This window comes from Variovorax sp. J31P179 (assembly GCF_030316985.1).
Lineage (GTDB): Bacteria > Pseudomonadota > Gammaproteobacteria > Burkholderiales > Burkholderiaceae_C > Variovorax > Variovorax ginsengisoli_B.
The window spans coordinates 88,953-109,580 of the sequence record NZ_JASZYL010000002.1 but is presented as its reverse complement, the minus strand read 5'-3'; the positions used below and the strand labels follow the sequence as shown (position 1 = coordinate 109,580).

Annotated in this window: 14 protein-coding genes and 1 tRNA gene; 6 read left to right on the top strand and 9 right to left on the bottom strand. The window is 69.0% G+C overall.

The genetic code is table 11. The features are described from left to right. Positions 1-2: 2 nt before the first annotated feature. From alaS to QTI17_RS04810, 4 genes are all read right to left on the bottom strand, one after another. The gene (gene alaS, locus QTI17_RS04825; RefSeq protein ID WP_286531525.1) at positions 3-2,627 is read right to left on the bottom strand and encodes an alanine--tRNA ligase; all 2,625 of its coding nucleotides are present in this window, start codon (positions 2,625-2,627) and stop codon (positions 3-5) included. 88 nt (positions 2,628-2,715) lie between these two features. Next, positions 2,716-6,441, bottom strand: a complete 3,726-nt coding sequence (locus tag QTI17_RS04820) for a CHASE domain-containing hybrid sensor histidine kinase/response regulator (protein WP_286531524.1) — start codon at positions 6,439-6,441, stop codon at positions 2,716-2,718. 13 nt (positions 6,442-6,454) lie between these two features. Continuing rightward, the gene (locus tag QTI17_RS04815) at positions 6,455-7,441 is read right to left on the bottom strand and encodes an exostosin domain-containing protein (RefSeq protein WP_286531523.1); all 987 of its coding nucleotides are present in this window, start codon (positions 7,439-7,441) and stop codon (positions 6,455-6,457) included. Between the two features lie 38 nt (positions 7,442-7,479). Then, positions 7,480-7,553: transfer RNA gene (locus tag QTI17_RS04810), tRNA-Gly, on the bottom strand. Between the two features lie 181 nt (positions 7,554-7,734). Between QTI17_RS04810 and QTI17_RS04805 the strand changes: the two genes are divergently transcribed. Further along, positions 7,735-8,832: an acyltransferase family protein gene (locus QTI17_RS04805; RefSeq protein ID WP_286531521.1), complete on the top strand. Its 1,098-nt coding sequence runs from the start codon at positions 7,735-7,737 to the stop codon at positions 8,830-8,832. Positions 8,833-8,883: 51 nt separating this feature from the next. Here the strand turns inward: QTI17_RS04805 and QTI17_RS04800 are convergent, their stop codons facing one another. Next, positions 8,884-9,798 carry a hypothetical protein gene (locus QTI17_RS04800; protein WP_286531520.1) on the bottom strand — a complete coding sequence of 305 codons (915 nt, stop codon included), beginning with the start codon at positions 9,796-9,798 and terminating at the stop codon, positions 8,884-8,886. 67 nt (positions 9,799-9,865) lie between these two features. After that, positions 9,866-10,138: a hypothetical protein gene (locus QTI17_RS04795; RefSeq protein ID WP_286531518.1), complete on the bottom strand. Its 273-nt coding sequence runs from the start codon at positions 10,136-10,138 to the stop codon at positions 9,866-9,868. 162 nt (positions 10,139-10,300) lie between these two features. Here QTI17_RS04795 and QTI17_RS04790 point away from each other — a divergent pair, with 162 nt between their 5' ends. The 5 genes from QTI17_RS04790 to QTI17_RS04770 all read left to right on the top strand — a co-directional run bounded on the left by QTI17_RS04790 (position 10,301) and on the right by QTI17_RS04770 (position 15,063). Continuing rightward, positions 10,301-11,197 carry a S1C family serine protease gene (locus QTI17_RS04790; RefSeq protein ID WP_286531516.1) on the top strand — a complete coding sequence of 299 codons (897 nt, stop codon included), beginning with the start codon at positions 10,301-10,303 and terminating at the stop codon, positions 11,195-11,197. A 2-nt stretch (positions 11,198-11,199) separates the two neighbouring features. Continuing rightward, positions 11,200-11,571: a response regulator transcription factor gene (locus QTI17_RS04785; RefSeq protein WP_286531514.1), complete on the top strand. Its 372-nt coding sequence runs from the start codon at positions 11,200-11,202 to the stop codon at positions 11,569-11,571. A gap of 8 nt (positions 11,572-11,579) precedes the next feature. Continuing rightward, entirely contained in the window at positions 11,580-12,572 is a 993-nt protein-coding gene (locus QTI17_RS04780; protein ID WP_286531512.1) for a S1C family serine protease, read from the top strand. 470 nt (positions 12,573-13,042) lie between these two features. Next, complete coding sequence (locus QTI17_RS04775; RefSeq protein WP_286531510.1) at positions 13,043-13,393, top strand: alpha/beta hydrolase; 351 nt, start codon at positions 13,043-13,045, stop codon at positions 13,391-13,393. A gap of 116 nt (positions 13,394-13,509) precedes the next feature. After that, the gene (locus QTI17_RS04770; RefSeq protein ID WP_286531508.1) at positions 13,510-15,063 is read left to right on the top strand and encodes an MFS transporter; all 1,554 of its coding nucleotides are present in this window, start codon (positions 13,510-13,512) and stop codon (positions 15,061-15,063) included. Positions 15,064-15,106: 43 nt separating this feature from the next. Here QTI17_RS04770 and QTI17_RS04765 read toward each other — a convergent pair whose 3' ends face one another. From QTI17_RS04765 to imuA, 3 genes are read right to left on the bottom strand one after another with little or no spacing between them, the layout of a single operon-like run. After that, a complete protein-coding gene (locus QTI17_RS04765) occupies positions 15,107-18,472 on the bottom strand; it encodes an error-prone DNA polymerase (protein ID WP_286531506.1) in 3,366 nt (1,121 codons plus the stop codon). Next, positions 18,465-19,781, bottom strand: coding sequence for a Y-family DNA polymerase (locus QTI17_RS04760; RefSeq protein ID WP_286531504.1), 1,317 nt, complete (start codon positions 19,779-19,781; stop codon positions 18,465-18,467). Before QTI17_RS04760 ends, QTI17_RS04765 begins: the two co-directional genes overlap by 8 nt. Further along, positions 19,750-20,547 carry a translesion DNA synthesis-associated protein ImuA gene (gene imuA / locus QTI17_RS04755; RefSeq protein ID WP_286531503.1) on the bottom strand — a complete coding sequence of 266 codons (798 nt, stop codon included), beginning with the start codon at positions 20,545-20,547 and terminating at the stop codon, positions 19,750-19,752. Before imuA ends, QTI17_RS04760 begins: the two co-directional genes overlap by 32 nt. Between the last annotated feature and the right edge of the window lie 81 nt (positions 20,548-20,628).

Sequence of the window (20,628 nt, the reverse complement as noted above, 5' to 3'; positions counted from 1 at the left end):
GGCTAGAGGCGCTCGGCGACCCAGCCTTGCACCGACTTCAGCGCCGCCGGGACGCCCGATGCGTCGGTGCCGCCGGCCATCGCCATGTCGGCCTTGCCGCCGCCCTTGCCGCCGACCTGCTGGGCGACGAAGTTGACCAGCTCGCCGGCCTTCACGCGGCCCATGGTGTCGGCCGTGACGCCGGCCGCGATCTGGACCTTGCCGCCGTCGACCGCCGCCAGGACGATCGCCGCGGTCTTGAGCTTGTCCTTGAGCTTGTCCATCGTGTCGCGCAAGGTCTTGGCGTCGGCGCCGTCGAGCTTGGCCGCCAGCACCTTGACGCCGTTGACGTCGACCGCCTGCGCCAGCAGCTCGTCGCCCTTGGACGAGGCGAGCTTGCCCTTGAGCGAGCCGACCTCGCGCTCCAGCGCCCTCACCTGCTCGAGCACCTGCGCGAGCCGGCCCTGCAGCTCCGAGGCCGGCGTCTTCAGCGTCGCGGCCGCGCTGTGCACCGTGGCCTCGAGCTGTTGCAGGTAGGCCAGCGCGTTGGCGCCGGTCACCGCCTCGATCCGGCGCACGCCGGCGGCCACGCCGCCTTCGCTGGTGATCTTGAAGAGCCCGATGTCGCCGGTGCGCGAAACGTGCGTGCCGCCGCAGAGCTCGCGGCTGCTGCCGATGTCGAGCACCCGCACGGTCTCGCCGTATTTCTCGCCGAACAGCATCATGGCGCCGGTCTTCTGGGCCGACTCCATGTCCATCAGCCGGGCCTGGGTCGCGTGGTTGGCGAGGATCTCGGCATTCACGCGGCGTTCGATCTCGAGGATCTGGCCGGAGGTGACGGCGGCGTTGTGCGCGAAGTCGAAGCGCGTCTTGTCGGCGTCGACCAGCGAGCCCTTCTGCTGCACATGCTCGCCCAGCACCTCGCGCAGCGCCTTGTGCATCAGGTGGGTCGCGCTGTGGTTGCGCATGGTGGCGGCGCGGCGATCGGTGTCGACCCGGGCCGTGACCGCATCGCCGACCTTCAGCGTGCCCTGGGTCTGGGTGCCGTGGTGGCCGAACACGTCGGCCTTGATCTTCTGCGTGTCCTCGACGCCGAACTGCAGGCCTTCGGCCACCAGCACGCCCTGGTCGCCGACCTGGCCGCCGCTCTCGGCGTAGAACGGCGTGGTGTCGAGGACCACGATGCCCGGCTGGCCTTCGTTCAACTGCGCAACCGGCGCGCCTTCGAAGTACAGCGCGACCACGGTCGCCTTCTCTTCGAGATGCTCGTAGCCCGTGAAGACGTTGCCGGCGCCGCCGTATTCGACGGCACGTTCCATCTTGAACTTGCCGGCCGCGCGGCCGGCGGCCTTCTGCTTTTCCATGGCGGCGTTGAAGCCGGCCTCGTCGACCGCCACGTTGCGCTCGCGGCAGACGTCCGCCGACAGGTCGAGCGGGAAGCCGTAGGTGTCGTGCAGCTTGAAGGCGACCTCGCCAGGCAGCACCTTGGCGCCATCGGCCAGTGCCGCATCGAGGATTTCCATGCCGTTGGCCAGGGTCTCGAAGAAGCGTTCTTCCTCGGCCTTCAGGGTGGCGGTGATGCGTTGCTCGTCGGCGCGCAGCTTGGGATAGGCATCGCCCATCAGCGCCACCAGGTCGGGCACCAGCTTGTGGAAGAAGGGTTTCTTCTGGCCCAGCTTGTAGCCGTGGCGGATGGCGCGGCGCACGATCCGGCGCTGCACGTAGCCACGGCCTTCGTTCGACGGGATCACGCCGTCGGCCACCAGGAACGCCGTGGCGCGGATGTGGTCGGCGATCACGCGCAGGCTCTTGTTGCCCAGGTCCTTCTCGCCGGTCTCGCGCGACGCCGCCTTGATGAGGGCGTCGAACAGATCGATCTCGTAGTTGCTGTGCACGTGCTGCAGGATCGCGGCCAGCCGCTCGAGGCCCATCCCGGTGTCGACGCAGGGCGCCGGCAGCGGCTTGACGCTGCCGTCGGGCTGCATGTCGAACTGCATGAACACGTTGTTCCAGATCTCGATGTAGCGGTCGCCGTCTTCGTCGGGGCTGCCGGGCGGGCCGCCGGCGATCCCTGGGCCGTGGTCGTAAAAAATCTCGCTGCACGGACCGCAGGGGCCGGTGTCCGCCATCATCCAGAAGTTGTCGGACATGTAGCGGCCGCCCTTGTTGTCGCCGATGCGCACCACGCGCTCGGGCGGCAGGCCGATTTCCTTGGTCCAGATATCGTAGGCCTCGTCATCCTCGATGTAGACCGTGGCCCAGAGCTTCTCGGCGGGCAGCTTGTAGACCTCGGTCAGGAGCTCGAACGCCCACTTGAGCGACTCGCGCTTGAAGTAGTCGCCGAAGCTCCAGTTGCCCAGCATCTCGAAGAAGGTGTGGTGGCGCGCGGTGTAGCCGACGTTCTCGAGGTCGTTGTGCTTGCCGCCGGCGCGCAGGCAGGCCTGGACCGAGGCGGCGCGCACGTAGGGGCGGCGGTCGCTGCCGAGGAACACGTCCTTGAACTGGACCATGCCGGAGTTCGTGAACATCAGGGTCGGGTCGTTGCCCGGCACCAGCGAACTGGAGGGCACGACGGTGTGGCCCTTGGTCGCGAAGAAATCGAGGAACGACTTGCGGATGTCGGCGACGCTGAAGGTGGGCTGGCTCATCTTGGGTTTTCGCTTGTGCAACGGCGGCCGGATGGGGGCAGCCCCTGCTTCGAACCCACCTGACTGCTTGATCTGCTGGAGCCTGCGATTATAGGTTTCGGGCCTGCCCGCCCGCGTCGGCCCCTTCGAGTATCTCGGCGGCACGCCGGAACCGCAGCGTCTGCATCGCCCGCTCGAGGGCGCCGAAGCGCTGCTCGCCGAGGTGGGCCCGCAGCGCCGGCGCCAGTTCGTCGAGGCGCGGCAGCGCGGAGGCGCTGCGCTCGCGCAGGGCGCCGATCAGCGCCGCCAGGTCTTCGGGACGCAGGACGGACACCACCGGCGCCGCCGCCGGGGCCGGGGCCGGCGGCGCCGCGTCCTCCGGCGCCCCCGCCAGCCCCCCTGCCCGCGCCTGGTCAACGCAGCGCCGCACCGTGCGCATGAGCACTTCGGCGTCGAAGGGCTTGCTGACGAAATCGTTCATGCCGGCCTCGAAGGCCCGCAGGCGCTCGGCCACCAGCGCGCTCGCGGTCAGCGCGATCACCGGCAGCGCGATCAGGCCGAGTTCGCCGCGGATCAGCCGGGTCGCCTCGTTGCCGTCGAGCGCCGGCATGTGCACGTCCATCAGCACCACGTCGAAGGCGGCGGGGTCCGCCCGCAGCTTCTCGACCGCTTCGCGGCCGTCCTTCGCCAGGCTGACCTCGGCGCCCGCGCGCACCAGGATGCTCTGGCAGACCAGCAGGTTGACCGGGCTGTCGTCCACCACCAGCACCCGGATGTCCGCCAGGTCGGCCTGCGCGGGCGCCGCCGTCGCCGTGTCGTCGGCAATCTCCAGCGGGAGCACGACCCAGAAGTCGCTGCCCTGGCCCGGCGTGCTCGCGACGCCGATCTCGCCGCCCATCAGTTCGGTCAGCTGCTTGACGATCGAAAGCCCCAGCCCGGTGCCGCCGAAGCGGCGCGTGGTGGAGGTGTCGGCCTGCGTGAAAGGCGCGAAGATCCGGTCCAGCACCTGCGCCTCGATGCCGATGCCGGTATCGATCACGGCAAAGCGCAGGCGCACCCGCCGGCCCTGCCGCTCCTCGAGCGTCACGCACAGGCGCACCGCGCCCTCGGCCGTGAACTTGACTGCGTTGCTCATCAGGTTGACCAGGATCTGGCGCAGCCGCGTCTGGTCGCCGCGCAACTGCGCCGGCAGGCCGTTCTCGCGCTCCAGCCGCAACGCGATGTCCTTGCCGCCGGCATTGACCGAGGCCATCGACATGACGCCCTCGAGCAGCTCCTGCAGCTTGAAGCCGGATTCGTCGAGCGCCATCTCTCCGGCCTCGATCTTCGAGATGTCGAGGACATCGTTGATCACGCCCAGGAGTGCGCTGCTGGCGGCGTCGATCTTCTGCAGGAAGTCGCGCTGCGTGTCGTCCAGCCGGGTCTGCCGCAGCAGGTAGGCCAGCCCGATCACGGCGTTCAGCGGCGAGCGGATCTCGTGGCTCATGTTGGCCAGGAATTCGCTCTTGGCCCGGTTCGCCGACTCGGCCTGCGCGCTGCGTTCCTTGAGCGCCAGGTTCAGCACCTCGAGCTGCTCCTGCGCCCGGCGCATGTCGGTCACGTCCACCGCCACCGAGATGAAGCCCTGCACCACGCCGGCCTCGTCGCGGTCGGGAATGTAGTGCAGCCAGTAGTGCGCGACCGATCCGTCGGCCAGGGTTCGCGTGCGCATCACGCGCTGCTCCTCGCCGGCGAGCGCGGCGCGCATGTGGGGCTCGTTGATGCCGAACTGCTCGGGGCCGAGCAGCTCCAGCTGCGTGGTGCCGACCATCTGCTCGGCCGAGCGTCCCAGCCAGCGCTGGTAGGCGCTGTTGGCGAAGGTGCAGCGCATGTCGGTCGTCCAGTAGGCGACGATGCCCGGGATGTTGTCGGTCACGATGCGCATGAAGCGTTCGTTGCTGCGCAGCTTTTCTTCGGCCAGCTTGCGCTCCGAGAGGTCGGAGCCGATCGCGATGAAGCCGACCACCGCGTTGGCATCGTCGCGCAGCGGGCTCACGTTCAGGTGCACCGGCAGGCGGCGGCCGTCCTTGCGCACCCAGGTCCAGTCCCGGGGATGGGCGCCGAATCCGCCCTCGGCATGGGCGAAGACCTCGCCGACGCGCAGCGGCCGGTCGAGCCCGGCGGCGAGTGCCTCGGCACGGGCACGGACTTCGGCCGGGTCGTGGAACCGGATCATCTCGAAGCGGTCGACCACCTCGCCCGCCGTGTAGCCCAGCAGGGCTTCGGCCGCGGGGTTGAACAGGGTCACCACGCCGTCGACGTCGGTCGCGATGATGGCGCTCGCGGCATCGGCCAGGATGGCGCGCTCGCGCGTCGACAGGGCCACCAGCTGCGCCGTGCGTTCGCTCACCTGCTGCTCGAGGGTCGCGTTGAGCTCGAGGATGCGCGCCTTGGTCGCTTTCTCGTGCGTGATGTCGCGCACGGTCTGGGCAGCGCCGATCACCCCGCCATCGGCCGATCGGATCGGGGCTGCCGCCACGGAAACCGCCACCGGCATCCCGTCGCGGTGCCGCCGGAAGGTCTCGAACGCGGCCACCGATCGGCCTTCGGCGACGTGGCGCAGCAACGCCTCTTCTTCGTGCTGGTGGTCGGCCGGCATCAGCAGGGCGTGGGTCACCCGCCCGATCGCCTCTTCGGCTGAGTAGCCGAAGATCTTCGCCGCGGCGTCATTCCAGTCGGTGATCCGTCCGTCCAGGCCGCAGCCGATGATGGCGTCGTTGGAGCTGGTCACGATGGCCGCCAGCCGTGAGCGCTGTTCACTTTCGCGCAGCTTGCGGCGCTCGGTCAGCTGGCCGATGAAGGACAGCAGCGCCACCAGCAGGGCCACCGTCGCGACGATCAGGAACACCGGCCAGGGGCTGCGCAGGTTGAGCTGCTTCAGGAACTGCGGCTTGGCCACCACGTCCACTTTCCAGGTCCGCCCGTAGAGCTCCAGCGGCAGCACGCTCCTGAGCTGGCCGGCCGCGGCCGGCTGCTGGGGCGAGACGAAGAAGAGATCGGGCTCGGCGCCGTCCGTCGCGTCGGCCAGGCTGATCGCGAACTGCCCCCCCTCGAAGTCGAAATCCTTCAGCACCTCGGCGGGCACGACCGGCGTGTAGATCCAGCCGATGGTCTCCTCGGGCGTGCCCCGTGCCGGCAGCGACCGTCGATCGCGCTGCTGGAGCGCGTCGAGCGGCGCTTCGATCTCGTAGACCGGCAGCAGCAGCAGCACCGAGCGCGGCCCCGGCGAGGACTGCACCAGCGTGATCGGCGCCGTCATCGCGATCTCGCCGGACCGCATCGCGCGCTCGGCGGCCGCGCGGCGTCGCGGCTCGGAAGCGAGGTCGAGCCCGATCGCGGGAACGGCGGAATCGGAGGGCTCGAAGTACTGGATGACGAAGCGCTCGCCCGCGTTGGGTCCGATCTGGTGGATGTGGAAGTCAGGCTTGCCGTCGCGTCGGGCGGCGGCGACGAAGTCCGCCTCATGGTCGACCGGCACGCGGCGCACGAAGCCGAATCCGCTGGCGCCCGGGAACTCGCGCTCGATGTCCTGCGACGCGCTGTACTGCGCAAAGTGAAGCCGCGTGATGCCGGCCTCGCCGCCGGCCGCGATCACCGCACCGCGCGCGCCGCGCAAGCCGTACTCGAAGGCATGCATGCGGGCTGCCACCCGCTCCACCGCGCGCTGCGAGATGGCCTCGAAGCGCGTTTCGGCCAGCGACCTGTTGTAGCTGGCCTGCCAGAAAGCGGCGCCCGCGGCCACGCACAGCCCGACGGCGAGCCACACCAGCGAGCGCAGCGACTCACGCAGCGACATCGGCGGCGTCAATCTAGACCCGCAAGAGACGCTTGAGCTTGTTCGACAGCCGTTGCGGTGTGGTCCATCCGTTGGCCTTGTACATGCGCCGCGAGCGCCAGCGCTCGATGTCTTCGTCGGGCGAACCGGATCCCGCGTTGGCCCGGATGCAGCCGAGCAAGGCATCGGCGTAGTAGCCGATCAGGAGGTCGGGATGAAAATGCTGCTTCCAGGCTTCGTAGGCGCGGGCGCCCATCTCCTCGTGGCGGCCCGAATGCGCCTGGAGGATCGTTTCGAGCGAGCCCAGGTCGCGCTCCCTGACGCGCAGCGAGAACGCCTGCCAGTCGGGTCCCGCCGGCTCGACGAACTCGTCGGCGAGGATCACCGGCGCGACACCCAGCGCCATGCTCTCGAAGATCCGCATCGACGCGGCCGCCCATCCGCCCGGGCACAGCGAGAACTGGCCGGCGCGCAGCAACTCGACGTAGCGAAGCTTTTCGTCGGCACCGTGGTTGAGCCAGCTTTCGGTCGATTCGATCTTGAAGCGCGTCGACGCGGCATAGAGATCCAGCAGGCGGCCCCTCACCCGCCGGTTGGACTTGGGATTGCCGCGCCAGGTGCCCAGGAAGGCGGCCGGGCCGCGCGAGCTTCCTGCATGCGCGAACACCAGCTCGTTGGGCTGCGAGAGGAAAGGCGTCGCCGCGTGCAGCGTTGGATCGAACCGGCTTCGCGGCAGGCAGTTGTAGATGCCGCGCAGCAAACCCGCGGCGGCATCGTCGCAGTTGACGCTGTAGACCTTGTGGGAGAAGCGGCCGACCACCGGATCGGCGATGAGCTTGTCGATGTAGCGCCACTCCCTGAAGGCCCACGGCTCGCGGATCACCAGGGCATCGGCCAGGGCCGGGTCCTCTTCTTCGACGACGCCCGGGCGCTTCAGCAGCTCGGCCCTGAGGGATTCGATCAGCGAGGTGTCGGTGCTGGCCAGGGGCGTGGAATCCGGCTTCAGAAATCGAAGTTTCATGGAATGGGACCCATCGGCGCTGCGAGCGGCGCAGGAAGTGGAGCGGGTGAAGGGAATCGAACCCTCGTATGAAGCTTGGGAAGCTGCCGTTCTACCATTGAACTACACCCGCATTCCTGGACAGCAGCATTCTAGCCACCACCGCCGGCCGTCTCGCCGGCGCCTCATGCTGCCTCAAATAGTGTCACGTTGTAATGCAAAAGTGATATAAATGTAGCATCCGGTTACCGACCTTCACCGCGGCTGTCCGTCGGCGCCGAAAACCCCGTCCAGACCCTTGTCCTGGGAATGAAATGACCAGAGTTCCTGAACTGACCGGCCTTCGGTGCGTCGCCGTGATGATGGTGGTGTTCGGACACGCGCACGACACGGCCCCCGACGGCTACCACGGATGGCTCGCGCCGCTCAACTTCTTCTCGAGCGGAGCGTTGGGCGTGCAGATCTTCTTCGTCCTGAGCGGTTTCCTGATCACCGGCATCCTTGAGGCCGAGTTCAGGAGCAGGAGCCGGATCGACCTCTGGCAGTTCTACCTGCGGCGCGCGCTGCGGATCTGGCCGGCCTTCTATGCCTTCCTCATCGTGCTGGTCCTGCTGTCGTACGCCGGGCTGATCGATATCGCATGGCAGCAATTCGTCTTTGCCGCCACCTACACCTGGAACTACGCGGAAATGCTGGGGATCGGGCCGGTCAACAACGCCCACCTCGAAGGCGCCTGGTATCTCGGCCATTTCTGGAGCCTCGCGCTCGAAGAGCAGTTCTACTGGTTCTGGCCACCGCTGCTGATCTTCATCCTGCTGCGCAAGAGCGAGAAGCTGCTTCCCGTGCTCATCCTTGCCATCCCGATGGTCAGGGTCGTGTCCTACTTCCTGGCGCCCGGCCTTCGAGGCCAGTTGGGAATGATGCTGCACACGGGTGTCGACTCGATCCTGATCGGCTGCTACGCCTCGTTGAAGCGAGAGCCGATCAAGGCTTTTCTCGATTCGGTCAAGTACCGGAATCTGCTGGTGGGCCTGTTGTTCGTCCTGCTGCTGGCACTGCCCTCGGTGAACCTGGGCAGGTACTGGTCTAACACCTATGGAACCACCTTCAACGCCGCCCTCATGGCGCTGATCGTCGTCGCACTCACCCACCTGAAGAATTTCTGGCTGTGCGGGTTGCTGCGCACCCGGGTGTTCGTCTTCGTCGGCACGATTTCGTACAGCCTCTACCTTTGGCAGCAGCTGTTTCTGCACAACGCTTCGCCCGCCACCTGGGGCTTCCCGCTCAACATCGTGCAGGCGTTCGCGGCCGCCACGCTGAGCTACTGGCTGATCGAGACGCCCTTCCTCAAGCTCAAGGACGGACTGCACGCGATGCGGCGCTACGCAAAGCCGAGCCGGCGCGATGCGTGAGGGCTTCCGCCCGGCCCGGCCGCGGCCGGATGCCATGACGACGAACGCGTCTCACTCGCCGAATTCGCTCAGAAGCCCTTGCATCTCGTCGTCGAAGCCGGCCACGGGCTGCGCCTTGGCCAGGGCCATCCAGACCGCGAACGGGATTCTCGGCAGCGGGCGGTGCGCCGCCGAGCGCGCGACCACCAGCCGCCCCTGCTGCGCGATCAGCACGCCGCATTCGGCCGGGATCTCGTCCGGCTCGCCGATCGGACGCCCCTTGGCGTCGCAGCCCAGCACGTACCAGCACTCGCCGCCGAGGTCCAGGTAGGCGGCGCGCTTGTCGGGCTTGCGAAGGTCGCTCAGCAGGTCGGCCCGGTTGACCTTGACCTCGTGCACGATCGGCTGCGCATAGGCCTCGACGCTGGTATTGCGGATCGAGAAGACATCGGGCCGGGCGATGCACCAGCGTGGCTTGTCGCCCTCGGCCGCACCGGCCAGGCGGGCCCGCAGGCTCAAGCCGCGCCAGGCCAGGCGCCCGGCGCGCGTCATCTCGCGCGCGACCTGCTCGACCAGCGCTTCGTGCCGCGACAGCGCGGCCCGGTTGACCACGCCTGTGCGCGCCAGCTGGGCGATGCCCGCATCGGTCAGGCGCAGGGTCTCGTGGCCCTGGGCCGAACGCACGCGCGCCAGCAAGCCCGCGGCGAGCAGGTCGACTTCGATCGCGTCGCAGCAGGGCCAGCCGGCCGAGCGATGGACCTCGCGCAGCCGCCGCGCATGCAGCCGGCCGAGCGCCGACGCGCCCGGCGGCGGGTCGGCGACCGGTGGTGGCGCACCCGGCTCGACCTGCGGCGGATCGACAGCCGGCGGGTCGCCCGCGGGAGCGGGCGGCGGGAGGGTGGGCGGCGGCACCGGCAGGTCGGGCGCCGGGGGCGGCGGCCCGATCGGCGCGCCGGCACGGGTGGGCTGCAAGGCGATGGCGTTCATCGCGACAGGTTAGCGAAAACTCGAGCGATCGGATGCTGGTCGACAACCCGGCTGCGCTCTACGGCTTCTAGAACCAGCCGAGCGCGGCTGCCGCCATGAAGGCGCCGCCGACCGCCACGCTGAGCCAGTGCGCCACATCGGCGACGGCGTCCCAGGCGCGGTAGCGGTCTTCGGCCGCGCGGACGAAGAATTCGGCGATCGGATCGGTGCGATCGGCGCGGCGCCCCAGCGCAGGCGCAGGCGTGGGCGCCGGCCTTGCTTCGGCGGCCCGCGTTGCGGGCGCGTGCGCGCCCGGCACGGGCGTCGCACCGCTGTTCGCACCTTGAAAATTCAGCACCATGATCGCACCTCGTCGTGCGTCGATGCTAGACCTGCAGACGCCTTCTCCTCGATGAAATCGAGTGCGGGCATTGATGCGCAACCGACATGAGTCCGCCTGCCCATGCGGGCAGTTACCGCGGGCCTTGTGGCTTCCCACAATGAAGCCATCTAAGGAGCTCCCATGTCCATCGACCCTTCTTCCCCGACGCTGATCGAACAGTTGTCGACCGCCATGGCCGGCGCCGTGGCCCAGGCCTCGCGCAGCGTGGTCGCGGTGCAGTCCGTGCCACCGGGGCGGGTACGCGCCAGCGGATTCGCCTGGCGCGAAGGGCTGATCGTGACCTGCGAGGAAGCGATTCCCGACGAGGTGGAACTGGCCGTCGGGCTGCCCGATGGCAGGCACGCGGCCGCAACGCTGGTCGGCCGCGATCCCGCCACGGACATCGCGCTGCTGCGCATCGCCGGCGCCTCGCCCACTCCCGCCGCCTTCGATGCACCGCCGGTGCAAAGCGGCGCCATCGCGCTCGGCGTCGGCGCCGCCGACGGCACCACGGTCGCGGCCGCCGGCGTCGTGGCGCTGGCCGGACCGGCCTGGCGCAGCCTGCGCGGCGGCGACATCGACGCCCGGATCGAACTCGACCTGCGACTGCGGCGCAGCGCCGAAGGCGGCCTGGCGCTGGATGCGCGCGGCCGGGCCATCGGCATGACGGTGTTCGGCCCGCGCCGCCGCGTGCTGGTGATCCCGGGCCCGACGATCGAGCGCGTGGCCGGCCTGCTGGCGGCCCACGGCCGGGTGCCGCGCGGCTACCTCGGCCTGGCGCTGCAAGCGGTGAAGGTCGAGCCGACGGGCTTCGGCGCCATGGTGATGGGCGTGGCCGCCGACGGCCCCGGCGCGGCCGCCGGACTGCGCCAGGGCGACCTGCTGCTGGCCTGGAACGGCGAGCCGGTGCACAGCGTGCGCCGGCTGCTGCGCGCGCTCGGTCCGAGCAGCGTCGGCAGCGTGGTCCGGCTGTCGCTGCAACGAGGCGGCGAGCCGCTCGAGGCGCAGCTCATCGTGGGCGAAAGGCCGGCCGATTGAGCATGACGACCGCGCAGGACCCGATCGTGATCGCGCTCGACATCGCCGACCCGCGACTGTCGGAGCGTCTGCTCGCGCTGTTGGCGCCCCTGCCGGAACTGCGGCTGGCGCGGCCCGGCGAGCCGGCCGACCTGCGGCTCGCGACGGCCCCCGCGCAGCCCGCGCCCGAGCCCGACTCGGCCCTGACCCGGCGCGAACTCGAGGTGCTGGACCTGCTGGCCGAGGGCGCCTCGAACAAGGGCATCGCGCGCCGGCTGGGCATCTCGGTCCACACCGCCAAGTTCCACGTCGGCTCGCTGCTCGACAAGCTCGACGCCACCGGCCGCACCGACGCCGTGGCCCAGGCCGTGCGCCAGGGCGTCATCCATCTTTGAGGATTCCCATGTTCGACGAACGCCCCGCCACCGACGCCCCCGACGAAAGCGGCCTGCCCGAGGCGCGGCAGGAGGCGCTGCTCGACGCCTACTCGCGCGCGGTAGCCGGCGTGGCCGACAGCGTCGGTCCCGCGGTGGTGCGGGTGCAGAGCGGCCCGCCGGGGAGGCGCGGCGGGCTGGGCTCGGGCGTGGTCATCGCCAACGACGGGCTCGTGCTGACGAACAGCCACGTGGTCGCCGGCGCGCGCCGCGTGCGCGTGGGCAGCACCGAAGCCGGCGACCGCGAAGCCGAGGTGATCGGCGACGATCCCGCGACCGATCTCGCGCTGCTGCGCGTGGAACTGCCGCGCGGCGCCGCCACTGCCCGGCTCGGCGATTCGAAGATGCTCAAGCGCGGCCATCTGGTGGTGGGCATCGGCAATCCGCTGGGCTTCGAATCGACGATCACCGCGGGCATCGTCTCGGCGCTCGGCCGTTCCCTGCGCTCGCAGAGCGGGCACCTGATCGACGACGTGATCCAGACCGACGTGGCGCTGAACCCCGGCAACTCCGGCGGCGCCCTGGTGGCGGCTTCGGGCCAGGTGGTGGGCATCAACACGGCGATGATCGCGGGCGCGCAAGGGCTCGCGTTCGCGGTATCGAGCAACACCGCGGGTTTCGTGATCGGCGAGTTCATCGCCCATGGCCGCGTGCGGCGCGCGCACCTCGGCATCGCGGCGCAGACGGTGCCGCTTCCACGCCGCGTCGCCCTCGCGATCCACTCGGGCGCGAATGCGGTGCGCATCGGCGAGGTGCAACCCGGCAGCGCGGCGGAACAGGCAGGACTGCGCGTCGGCGACGTTCTCGTGGCGCTGGACGACAGGGTGGTCGCGGGTGCCGACGACCTGCTGCGGCTCTTGAGCGCAGACCGCATCGGCCGCAGCGTGGAGGTGTCGGTGTTGCGCGATGGGCGGCTCATCACGCGATCGGTGACTGCGCAGGAGCGGCAAGCGCCGCGATAGGACGGCGACTTGCGATCGATGCGAAGCCATTCGCGCCTCGCATCTCCAAGAAAACCCCATGATTCAAATGAGTCATTTCTCTGCGTTGGAGATTTTTTTCCTCTTTTTATTGGGAATGAGTGTTCGCCTTTTCAGATTTATCTGATTAACGCCAGTGAAAGATAGTTTGATACTTGGATCCGCTTCTTCTCGATTGAGATGAAGCAGCGCAATCCTGACCTTGAAAATTCGCGTTCTCGCCTGTGGGAACTGCACGGAGAGCCGTTGCATTTGGAGTTTTATTCGACCTCCGATAACCGCTCGATTGTTTCAGTCCCGTGAACATCGCGATCGCATTTCACAGGGTTTATACGCATATAACTGTGGCGGGTTGTCGCTAGCAGAACAGTGCCAACTGATCCGTTCGGCCGGGATCCATGCGTGACCGGTCGAGACATTCTTCAAAACCAGATCCAGGAACGAATCCAAAAATGAATCCCTCGAAACTCATCGCAGCCGCCGCCCTTTCGGTTCTCGCCGTCGCCGGCGCTCAAGCCGAAACCTACGGCGGCGTGCATGCCCCCGTTTCGGCCAACAGCCGCGCCGATGTCCAGTCCCAGGCCGTGATCGCCGCTCGGAGCGGGAATCCGTACAGCGATGCCGCTTCGTCGCACGTGGCGCCGGCGCTGACTGCTTCGGCCGACCGCTCGGGCGTTCGCGCCGCTGCCATTGCGGCAGCCCACTCGCCGAACCAGAACGAGTATCGCGAAGCGTTCGTGAACAGCACGCTTCCGTCACAACTCAAGGCAACCGGGTCGGACGCGCGGCACGCCGGCCGGTAATTTCCCGCCGAATCAACCCACGGCCCGCTGCCGACCGCGGGCCTTTTTTTTGCCCTTCCCTCCATGACGGTCTCCGAACGCGGAGAGGGCTTCTCGTCATCTCTCAGCGCATCCTCTTGCAACCCGCTACCCCCATCCCCGCGCCGAGGCGTTCCATCGACTTCGCAGCCTTCGCGCCGCTGGTCCTCGGCCTCGTCATCGCCATCGACTATTTCGACAGCGCCCTGTTTTCTTTTTTCTCGAGCTATATCGCGGGCGGTGTGAGCGCCACCGCCGACGAGCTCATTTGGGCCTCGAGCGCCTATGCGCTGTGCGCAGTGCTCGGCATTCTTCAGGAGCACGCCTGGGTCGAACGCGTCGGATACCGTCGCTACATTGCCACCTGCATGTTCGCCTTCGGCATTGGCGGAATCTGCGCGGCGCTCGCCGAGACGCCGATTCAGCTCATGTTGGCGCGCGGCTTCCAGGGCTACTTCGTCGGCCCCATGCTCGGCGCCTGCCGCATCCTCATCCAGGTCGGCATCCCGCCTCAACGCCAGCCCTCGGCGCTGAGCTCCTTCGCGGTGTCCGTCACCTTCGCCGGTGCGCTCGCATCGATCATCGGCGCATTCCTCGTCACCCACTTCGAATGGCGCTCGCTCTTCGTCGTCTCCGTGCCTTTCGCGGCGCTTGCCGGCATTGCCGCGCTTCGCACGCTGCCCGACGTAGGCGACCTCGAGCCGCACGAAAGAACCGAGCCCCACTACGTCGCCTGCATCGTGTTCGCGCTCACTCAGGCGGCGCTGCAGGTGGTCGTCACCCGGACTCGCTTCGAGCTCTTCTCCGGCTCGCCCACGCTCATCGGACTCACCATCGCGAGCGTCGCAGGCATCGCGTGGTTCGCCTGGCACCAGTGGCGCCATCCTGCGCCGCTCATGCGCTTGAGCGTGCTGCGCGAATCGAGCTTTCAGGCCGGACTGGCGCTCTACATCGTCTTCTACTACCTCTCCACGGGCATGAGCTTGCTGCTGCCCCGCCTCATGGAAGGCGGCCTCGGTTTCACTGTCGGCGACACTGGCTACTTCACCGGTTCGATGTCCCTCCTGGGTGCATTGACCATCTTCCTGCACCTCAAGTACGCGCGGCGCGTCAAGCGTCAGCGCTGGCTCGTCGTCTCGGGTTTTGCCTTCGCTACCCTCTCGGCCTGGTGGTTCACGCAGATCACGCCGCAGGTCGACCGCCTGCACCTCGTGGTGCCGCTGGTGCTCTACGGCACCATTCCGCTGTTCGTCATGCTGCCAGTCGGGGGCATGACCTTCCGCGCCTTCAACGACGACGCCTTTGCCCACAGCTACCGGCTCAAGAACCTCGTGCGCCAACTCGCCATCTCGTTCGCGACCGCCACCTTCATCGCGTTGCAGCAGCACCGCATCGCGCTGCACGAGACGCGGTTGAGCGAAGCCACGACGCCTTCGAATCCGGGTTTTGTGCAAGCGCTCGACGCACTCACACGCGGTTTCGTTGCCACAGGCCACGCGGCGGCCGAGGCACACACGATGGCGCTGGCCAGCCTCGCGCGCGTGATGGAACAGCAGGCCACGTTCATGGCCTCGCTGGACGGGTTCGAGGTCCTCGCCGTCATTGCGGTCCTGGCAGGCATCTACGCCGCCTGGCACCGCAGGATCGGCTGAGTCATACCGGCCGAAATGACAAGTCGACTTCGCGCTGGAGCGCTTAGTGGAAATCCCTGCTCTTGTTGCTGTCCGCCAGCCGCCCGAGCAGCGGCGTCAGGTCCTTGAAGCCGGTCGCCACCAGGTGGCGCACCTCGCCGCCGCTGTCGACGTCGCGCTGCCAGGTGCCCTGCACCGCCAGCAGCTGCGACTTGAGCAGCGGCTCGCGCCAAGCCTCGACCACGTGGCTCCAGACGATCACGTTGACGTTGCCGGTCTCGTCCTCGAGCGTGACGAAGATCGTGCCGTTGGCGGTCTGCGGACGCTGGCGGCCCTTGACGATGCCGCAGGCGCGCACGGTCTGGCCGCTGGGCAGCGGGCGCAGCTGCTCGGCGCTCATGAGCCGCATCCGCGCCAGCCGCGAACGCAGCAGCGCCAGCGGATGGCGGCGCAGCGTGAGACCGAGCGAGGCGTAGTCGCCGACGATCTCCTCGCCCTCGGGCGCGGGCGTCAACTGCAAGGACGGCTCGTCGATCGGCACGCCCTTGAGCAGGGCCGGCGCGCGGCGCTGCGCGGTGGCATCCCACACCTGCTGCCGGCGATGGCCCGAGAGCGACATCAGGGCATCGGCCGCGGCCAGCGCCGCCATGTCCCGGGCATCGAGTTCGGCCCGCAGCGCCAGGTCTTCGGTGCTGGTGAAGGCCGCCTGGGCGCGTGCCGCCAGCAGGCGCTTCGCCCCCGCCTCGCTAAGGCTGGCCACGCGCTTCAGGCCCAGCCGAACGGCCGGCGGGTTGTCGTTGCCCAGGCGCTCGGCATGGCGCGCATCGGTGCCGGGCGGCATGCGCGGCGCATCGGGGGCGCGCGCCTCGAGCGTGCTGTCCATGTCGCTGGCCGTGACGTCGACCGGCCGCACCTCGACGCCATGGCGCCGCGCATCCTGCACCAGCTGCGACGGACTGTAGAAGCCCATCGGCTGGGCATCGAGCAGCGCGGCCAGGAAGCAGGCGGGTTCGTGGCGCTTGAGCCAGGCGCTGACGCAGACCAGCAGCGCGAAGCTGGCGGCATGGCTTTCGGGGAAGCCGTAGTCGCCGAAGCCCAGGATCTGCTTGAAGATCGCCTCCGCGAAGCTGCGCTGGTAGCCTCGTCCGACCATGCCCTCGACGAGCTTGTCGTGGAACTTGCCGAGACCGCCCTTGCGCTTCCAGGCGGCCATGGCGCGGCGCAGCTGGTCGGCCTCGTCGGCCGTGAACTCGGCCGCGATCATCGCGATCTGCATCACCTGCTCCTGGAAGATCGGCACCCCCAGCGTGCGCTCCAGCGCGGGCCGCAGCTCTTCCTTCTCGTAGTGGATCGCCAGCCCCTTGCTCACCCGCTCGCGCTGCTTCAGGTAGGGGTGCACCATGCCGCCTTGTATCGGCCCGGGCCGCACGATCGCGACCTCGATCACCAGGTCTTCGTAGGTGCGCGGCTTCAGGCGCGGCAGCATCGACCTCTGGGCCCGGCTCTCGATCTGGAACACGCCGACCGTGTCGGCGTCGCAGACCATGTCGAACACCTTCGGATCGTCGTGCGGCACCTGGTGCATCTCGATCGTGCTGCCGCGCCAGCGGTTCATGAGCTCGAGCCCGCGGCGGATGGCGCTCAGCATGCCGAGCGCGAGCACGTCGACCTTGAGCATGCCGATGGCCTCGAGGTCGTCCTTCTCCCACTGGATGACCGAGCGGTCTTTCATCGACGCCTTCTCGACCGGCACCAGGCGCGTGAGCCGGGTGTGGGTGAGCACGAAGCCGCCCACGTGCTGGCTCAGGTGGCGCGGGAAGCCCTTGAGGGCGACGGTGAGATCAATCCACTGCTGCAGCCTGAGCGCGTCTTCCTGGACACAAGCGCGCTCGGCCGCCGCCTGCAGCTGCTCGCCAAGCACGGTCTCGTCGAACCAGTAGTGGTCCTTGGCGAATTCGTCAACCAGCCGGGCATCGATGCCGAGCGCCTTGCCGACGTCGCGCAGTGCGCTGCGGGAGCGATAGCAGATCACGACCGCGGCGATGGCGGCCCGGTCACGGCCGTACTTCTCGTAGATGTACTGGATGACCACTTCGCGCCGCTGGTGCTCGAAGTCGACGTCGATGTCGGGCGGCTCGAGGCGATGGCGGCTCAGGAAGCGCTCGAACAGCAGCGTGCCTTTTTCGGGTGGGATCGCGGTGATGCCCAGGCAATAGCAGACCGCCGAGTTGGCCGAGGAGCCGCGGCCCTGGCACAGGATGTTCTGCGAGCGCGCGAAACGCACGATGTCCTCGACCGTGAGGAAGAACATCTCGTAGCCTAGCTCGTGGATCAGCGCGAGCTCGCGCTGGACCTGCCGGCACACGCGCTCGGGAATGCCCGAGGCGAACCTTTCGATCGGGTACCGCGCGAGCGCCCCTTCCCAGGTCTTGCGTGCCAGCGTCTGCGTCGGGGTCTCGCCGGTGCCAACGCTTTCGAGCGGGTACTTGTAGTTCTCGCGGATCACCTGGGGGTCGAAGCGGCAGCGATCGGCCACGACCAGGGTGTTGGCGAGCATCTCGGCCATGTAGAGCCCGGCCAGCCGCACCCGCGGGCGCAGATAGCGTTCGGCATTGGACTGCAGCGCGAAGCCGCACTCGGCGACGGTCCGGCCTTCGCGCACCGCGGTCAGCACGTCGTGCAGCGGCTTGCGCGCCCGCGAATGCATGCGGACGTCGCCGGCCGCCACCAGCGGCACGCCGGCGCGCCGGCCGGCTTCGACAAGCGCGACGAACCAGAGGTCGTCGTCGAGTTCGTTGAGCATCTCCAGGGCCAGCCAGAGACTGTCGCCGAACAGCGCCCTGGCGGCTGTCAGGTCGTCGTGCAGCGCGTCGGCATCGATGTCCTCGCCGGGCTTGCGATCGGGCACGATGAGGATCTGGCAGTGCTGCAGCGAGGCCACCTCGCTGTCTTCCCAGCTCACGCGGTACTCGCCCTTCGGCAGCTCGGTGTTGCGCGCCGCGGTGATGAACTCGCAGAGGTTGCCCCAGCCCTCGGTGTCGTCGGCGATCACCACCAGCCGGAAGCGCTCGAAGCGGAACTCGCTGCCGAACAGCAGCCGGAAATCCGGGTTGCGCGGGATCGGCTGCTCTTCGGGATGTTCGCGCTCCCAGGCATCGAACTTGGCCGGGAGTTCGCGCAAGCCCACGTAGGCCCGCACCACGCCGGCCACCGAGCACTCGTCGGTGATCGCGAGCGCCGCATAGCCGAGCTGGTAGGCACGCTCGACCATTTCTTCGGGGCTGGAAGCGCCGCGCTGGAAGCTGAAATTGGTCAGGCAATGCAGCTCGGCATAGTCCGGCAGGCCCGGCGCAGGCGCATGACGCCGGGCCAGCGGATGCGCTTCGCCGAGCGTCAGCGAGCGGATCTTCTTGTCGCTGAGTTCAGGCATAGAGGCCTTGCAGGTACCAGCGCACCTCGCCCTCCGAAAAGCAGGCCGTCGGGCGCTCGCGGAAGATCCAGACCAGGCCGGCTTCGGGGCTCTCGGCGACGTAGTAGTCGCGCACCGCGGGATGGCCGCCCTCCCCCACGCCGCCCCACCAGCCGGCCTCGACCCGCTGGGGCCCGATCAGCTTGCGCAGCGGTCCGCGCCAGCACGGACGCTCGCCGTCCATCTCGAGGCGCAGGGGTTCGGGCAGCAGCCACGCAGGGTAGATCGCATCGGCCTGAGATGGCGCGGGCGCCGCCACTGCCTTGCCCGCCGTGCGCAGCGCCGGCTGCCAGGACTGCCGGCGTTCGGGCCGGTGATCGGCCTGCGCCACCGCGCGCAGCACCTGCTGCGGGCCGAGCCGCGCGCTGAGCCGCTCGACCAGTTCGTGCAGCTTGTCGCCCTTGCGGTTGTCCTCGGGCAGGAAGCTGGTGCTGGCGCCGGCCCAGGGCGTGGTGTCGAGCGTGCGCAGGCGCAGCCAGCTCGCCGGTGCGGCCAGCGTGGTGAGGGCGAGCTTCTCGGCCATCAGGCGGCGCAGGTGCGCCATGTCCTGGGTCGGCTCGGCCGTGCGCACCACGATCTGCTGGTGCGGCGGCAGGTCGACGCCGTTGAAGCGCTTGAGGTCGAGCGTCCATTGCAGCTCGAGCGACACCGCGCCGCGCTGCCGGGCGCGCAGCCAGATCGACAGCGCCGCGAGCAGCCGGTTGGCCGACCACATGAGCTCGCTGGCGCCCTCGGCCAGCGCGGGCAGTTCGAGCTTCTGCTCGAACACGTCTGGCAGCGTGAGCCAGCGATGGCTCTCGGGACCCAGGCCCCAGGCCGCATCGAGCGCCGCGCGCAGTTCCTTGCCGAAGCGGCGCGTGAGGCCGCCGCGCGGCAGCGCCGCCACCTCGCCCCAGGTGCGGCAGCCCAGGTGCGCCAGCACGTCGAGGTGCGCGTGCGCGGCGCTCAGCGTGTCGAGCGGCAGGTCCGCGGGCAGATCGGCCGGCGGCCGCTGGCCGCGCGCGAACATCCGCAGCCGGGCCAGCGCCACCAGGCTGGTCGCGCCCTGGGCCTGCTGCACGCGCACCGGGGCCGCGGGGTTGAGGCTGGCGATCTGCCGCATCAGGCCCAGCCGCCCGCCCCACAGTCGCTCGCAGGCCGACACCTCGAGCAGCAGGGCTTCGTCGACCCAGGCGACGCGCGGGGTGAACTGCAGGGCCCACCAGCCGAGGGCTTCGTGGGACGGAAGCAGTACTTCATCAGGCTGCCAACGCAATGCGATCCAGTGCATGCCGTTTTCCTGAAAAGATATCGAGCCGCACCACCGTCGCTCCTTCGCCGGGCTGCGCCACACCTTCTTGCTGCCGCAGCAGCTTGCGCCGCAACTGGCTCGCGGCGAGCAGCGCCGTCATGCGCTGGCTGCGCGCCGGCAGCTGGATCGGCGAGGCCAGCGGCGGGCCGCGGCGCTTGAGGATGTGGACATCGACCTGCGTCCGGTCCCCCTCGCAGGCCATCAGTTGCAGCCGCAGGCGCGCCGGCGAGGTCGACGCCGCCGCGTTCGCCGGCCGGAACACGAACAGCAGCGACTCGTGCTGCGCCGCCGCCAGCTGCAGCCGCCGCAATTCGCCGACCCGCGCCTGCGGCAGCCAGGCCAGCACGGCGGCCACTTCGGCGCAGCGCAGCGCCTGTTCGCAGGCCCAGAGCCGGGCGGCGGGCGCCTCGCTGCGCACCCACAGCAGCGATTCGATCGGCAGTCCACCGGCCGCCAGGGACGGCCCGAAAGGCTCGTGCGGCGCGCCGATCAGCGCGACCGGGCCGGCGCCGCCCTGCACCGCCTGCGCCAGGGCGGGCAGCAGCAGTTGCCAGGCATGGGCTTCGGGCGCCGACTGCAGCAGTTCGGTCATGGCGCCGACCGGCCAGCCGCCGCCCGGCAGCTGCGCGTCGAGGGCGGCGTGGCCGGTGCCGATGACCTGCGCATCGGCCAGGCCCAGCTCGTCCGCGCGCCAGACCTTGTGACGCGCGGAGGAGGAGAAGGGGTCGAGGGAAGGGAGGCCCATGATGGTCAAGTTACTGTATTTTTATACAGCATCATTGCGCCCAGTGGTTTTTTGTTTGCATGTCGACTTGCCTGCAGGGAC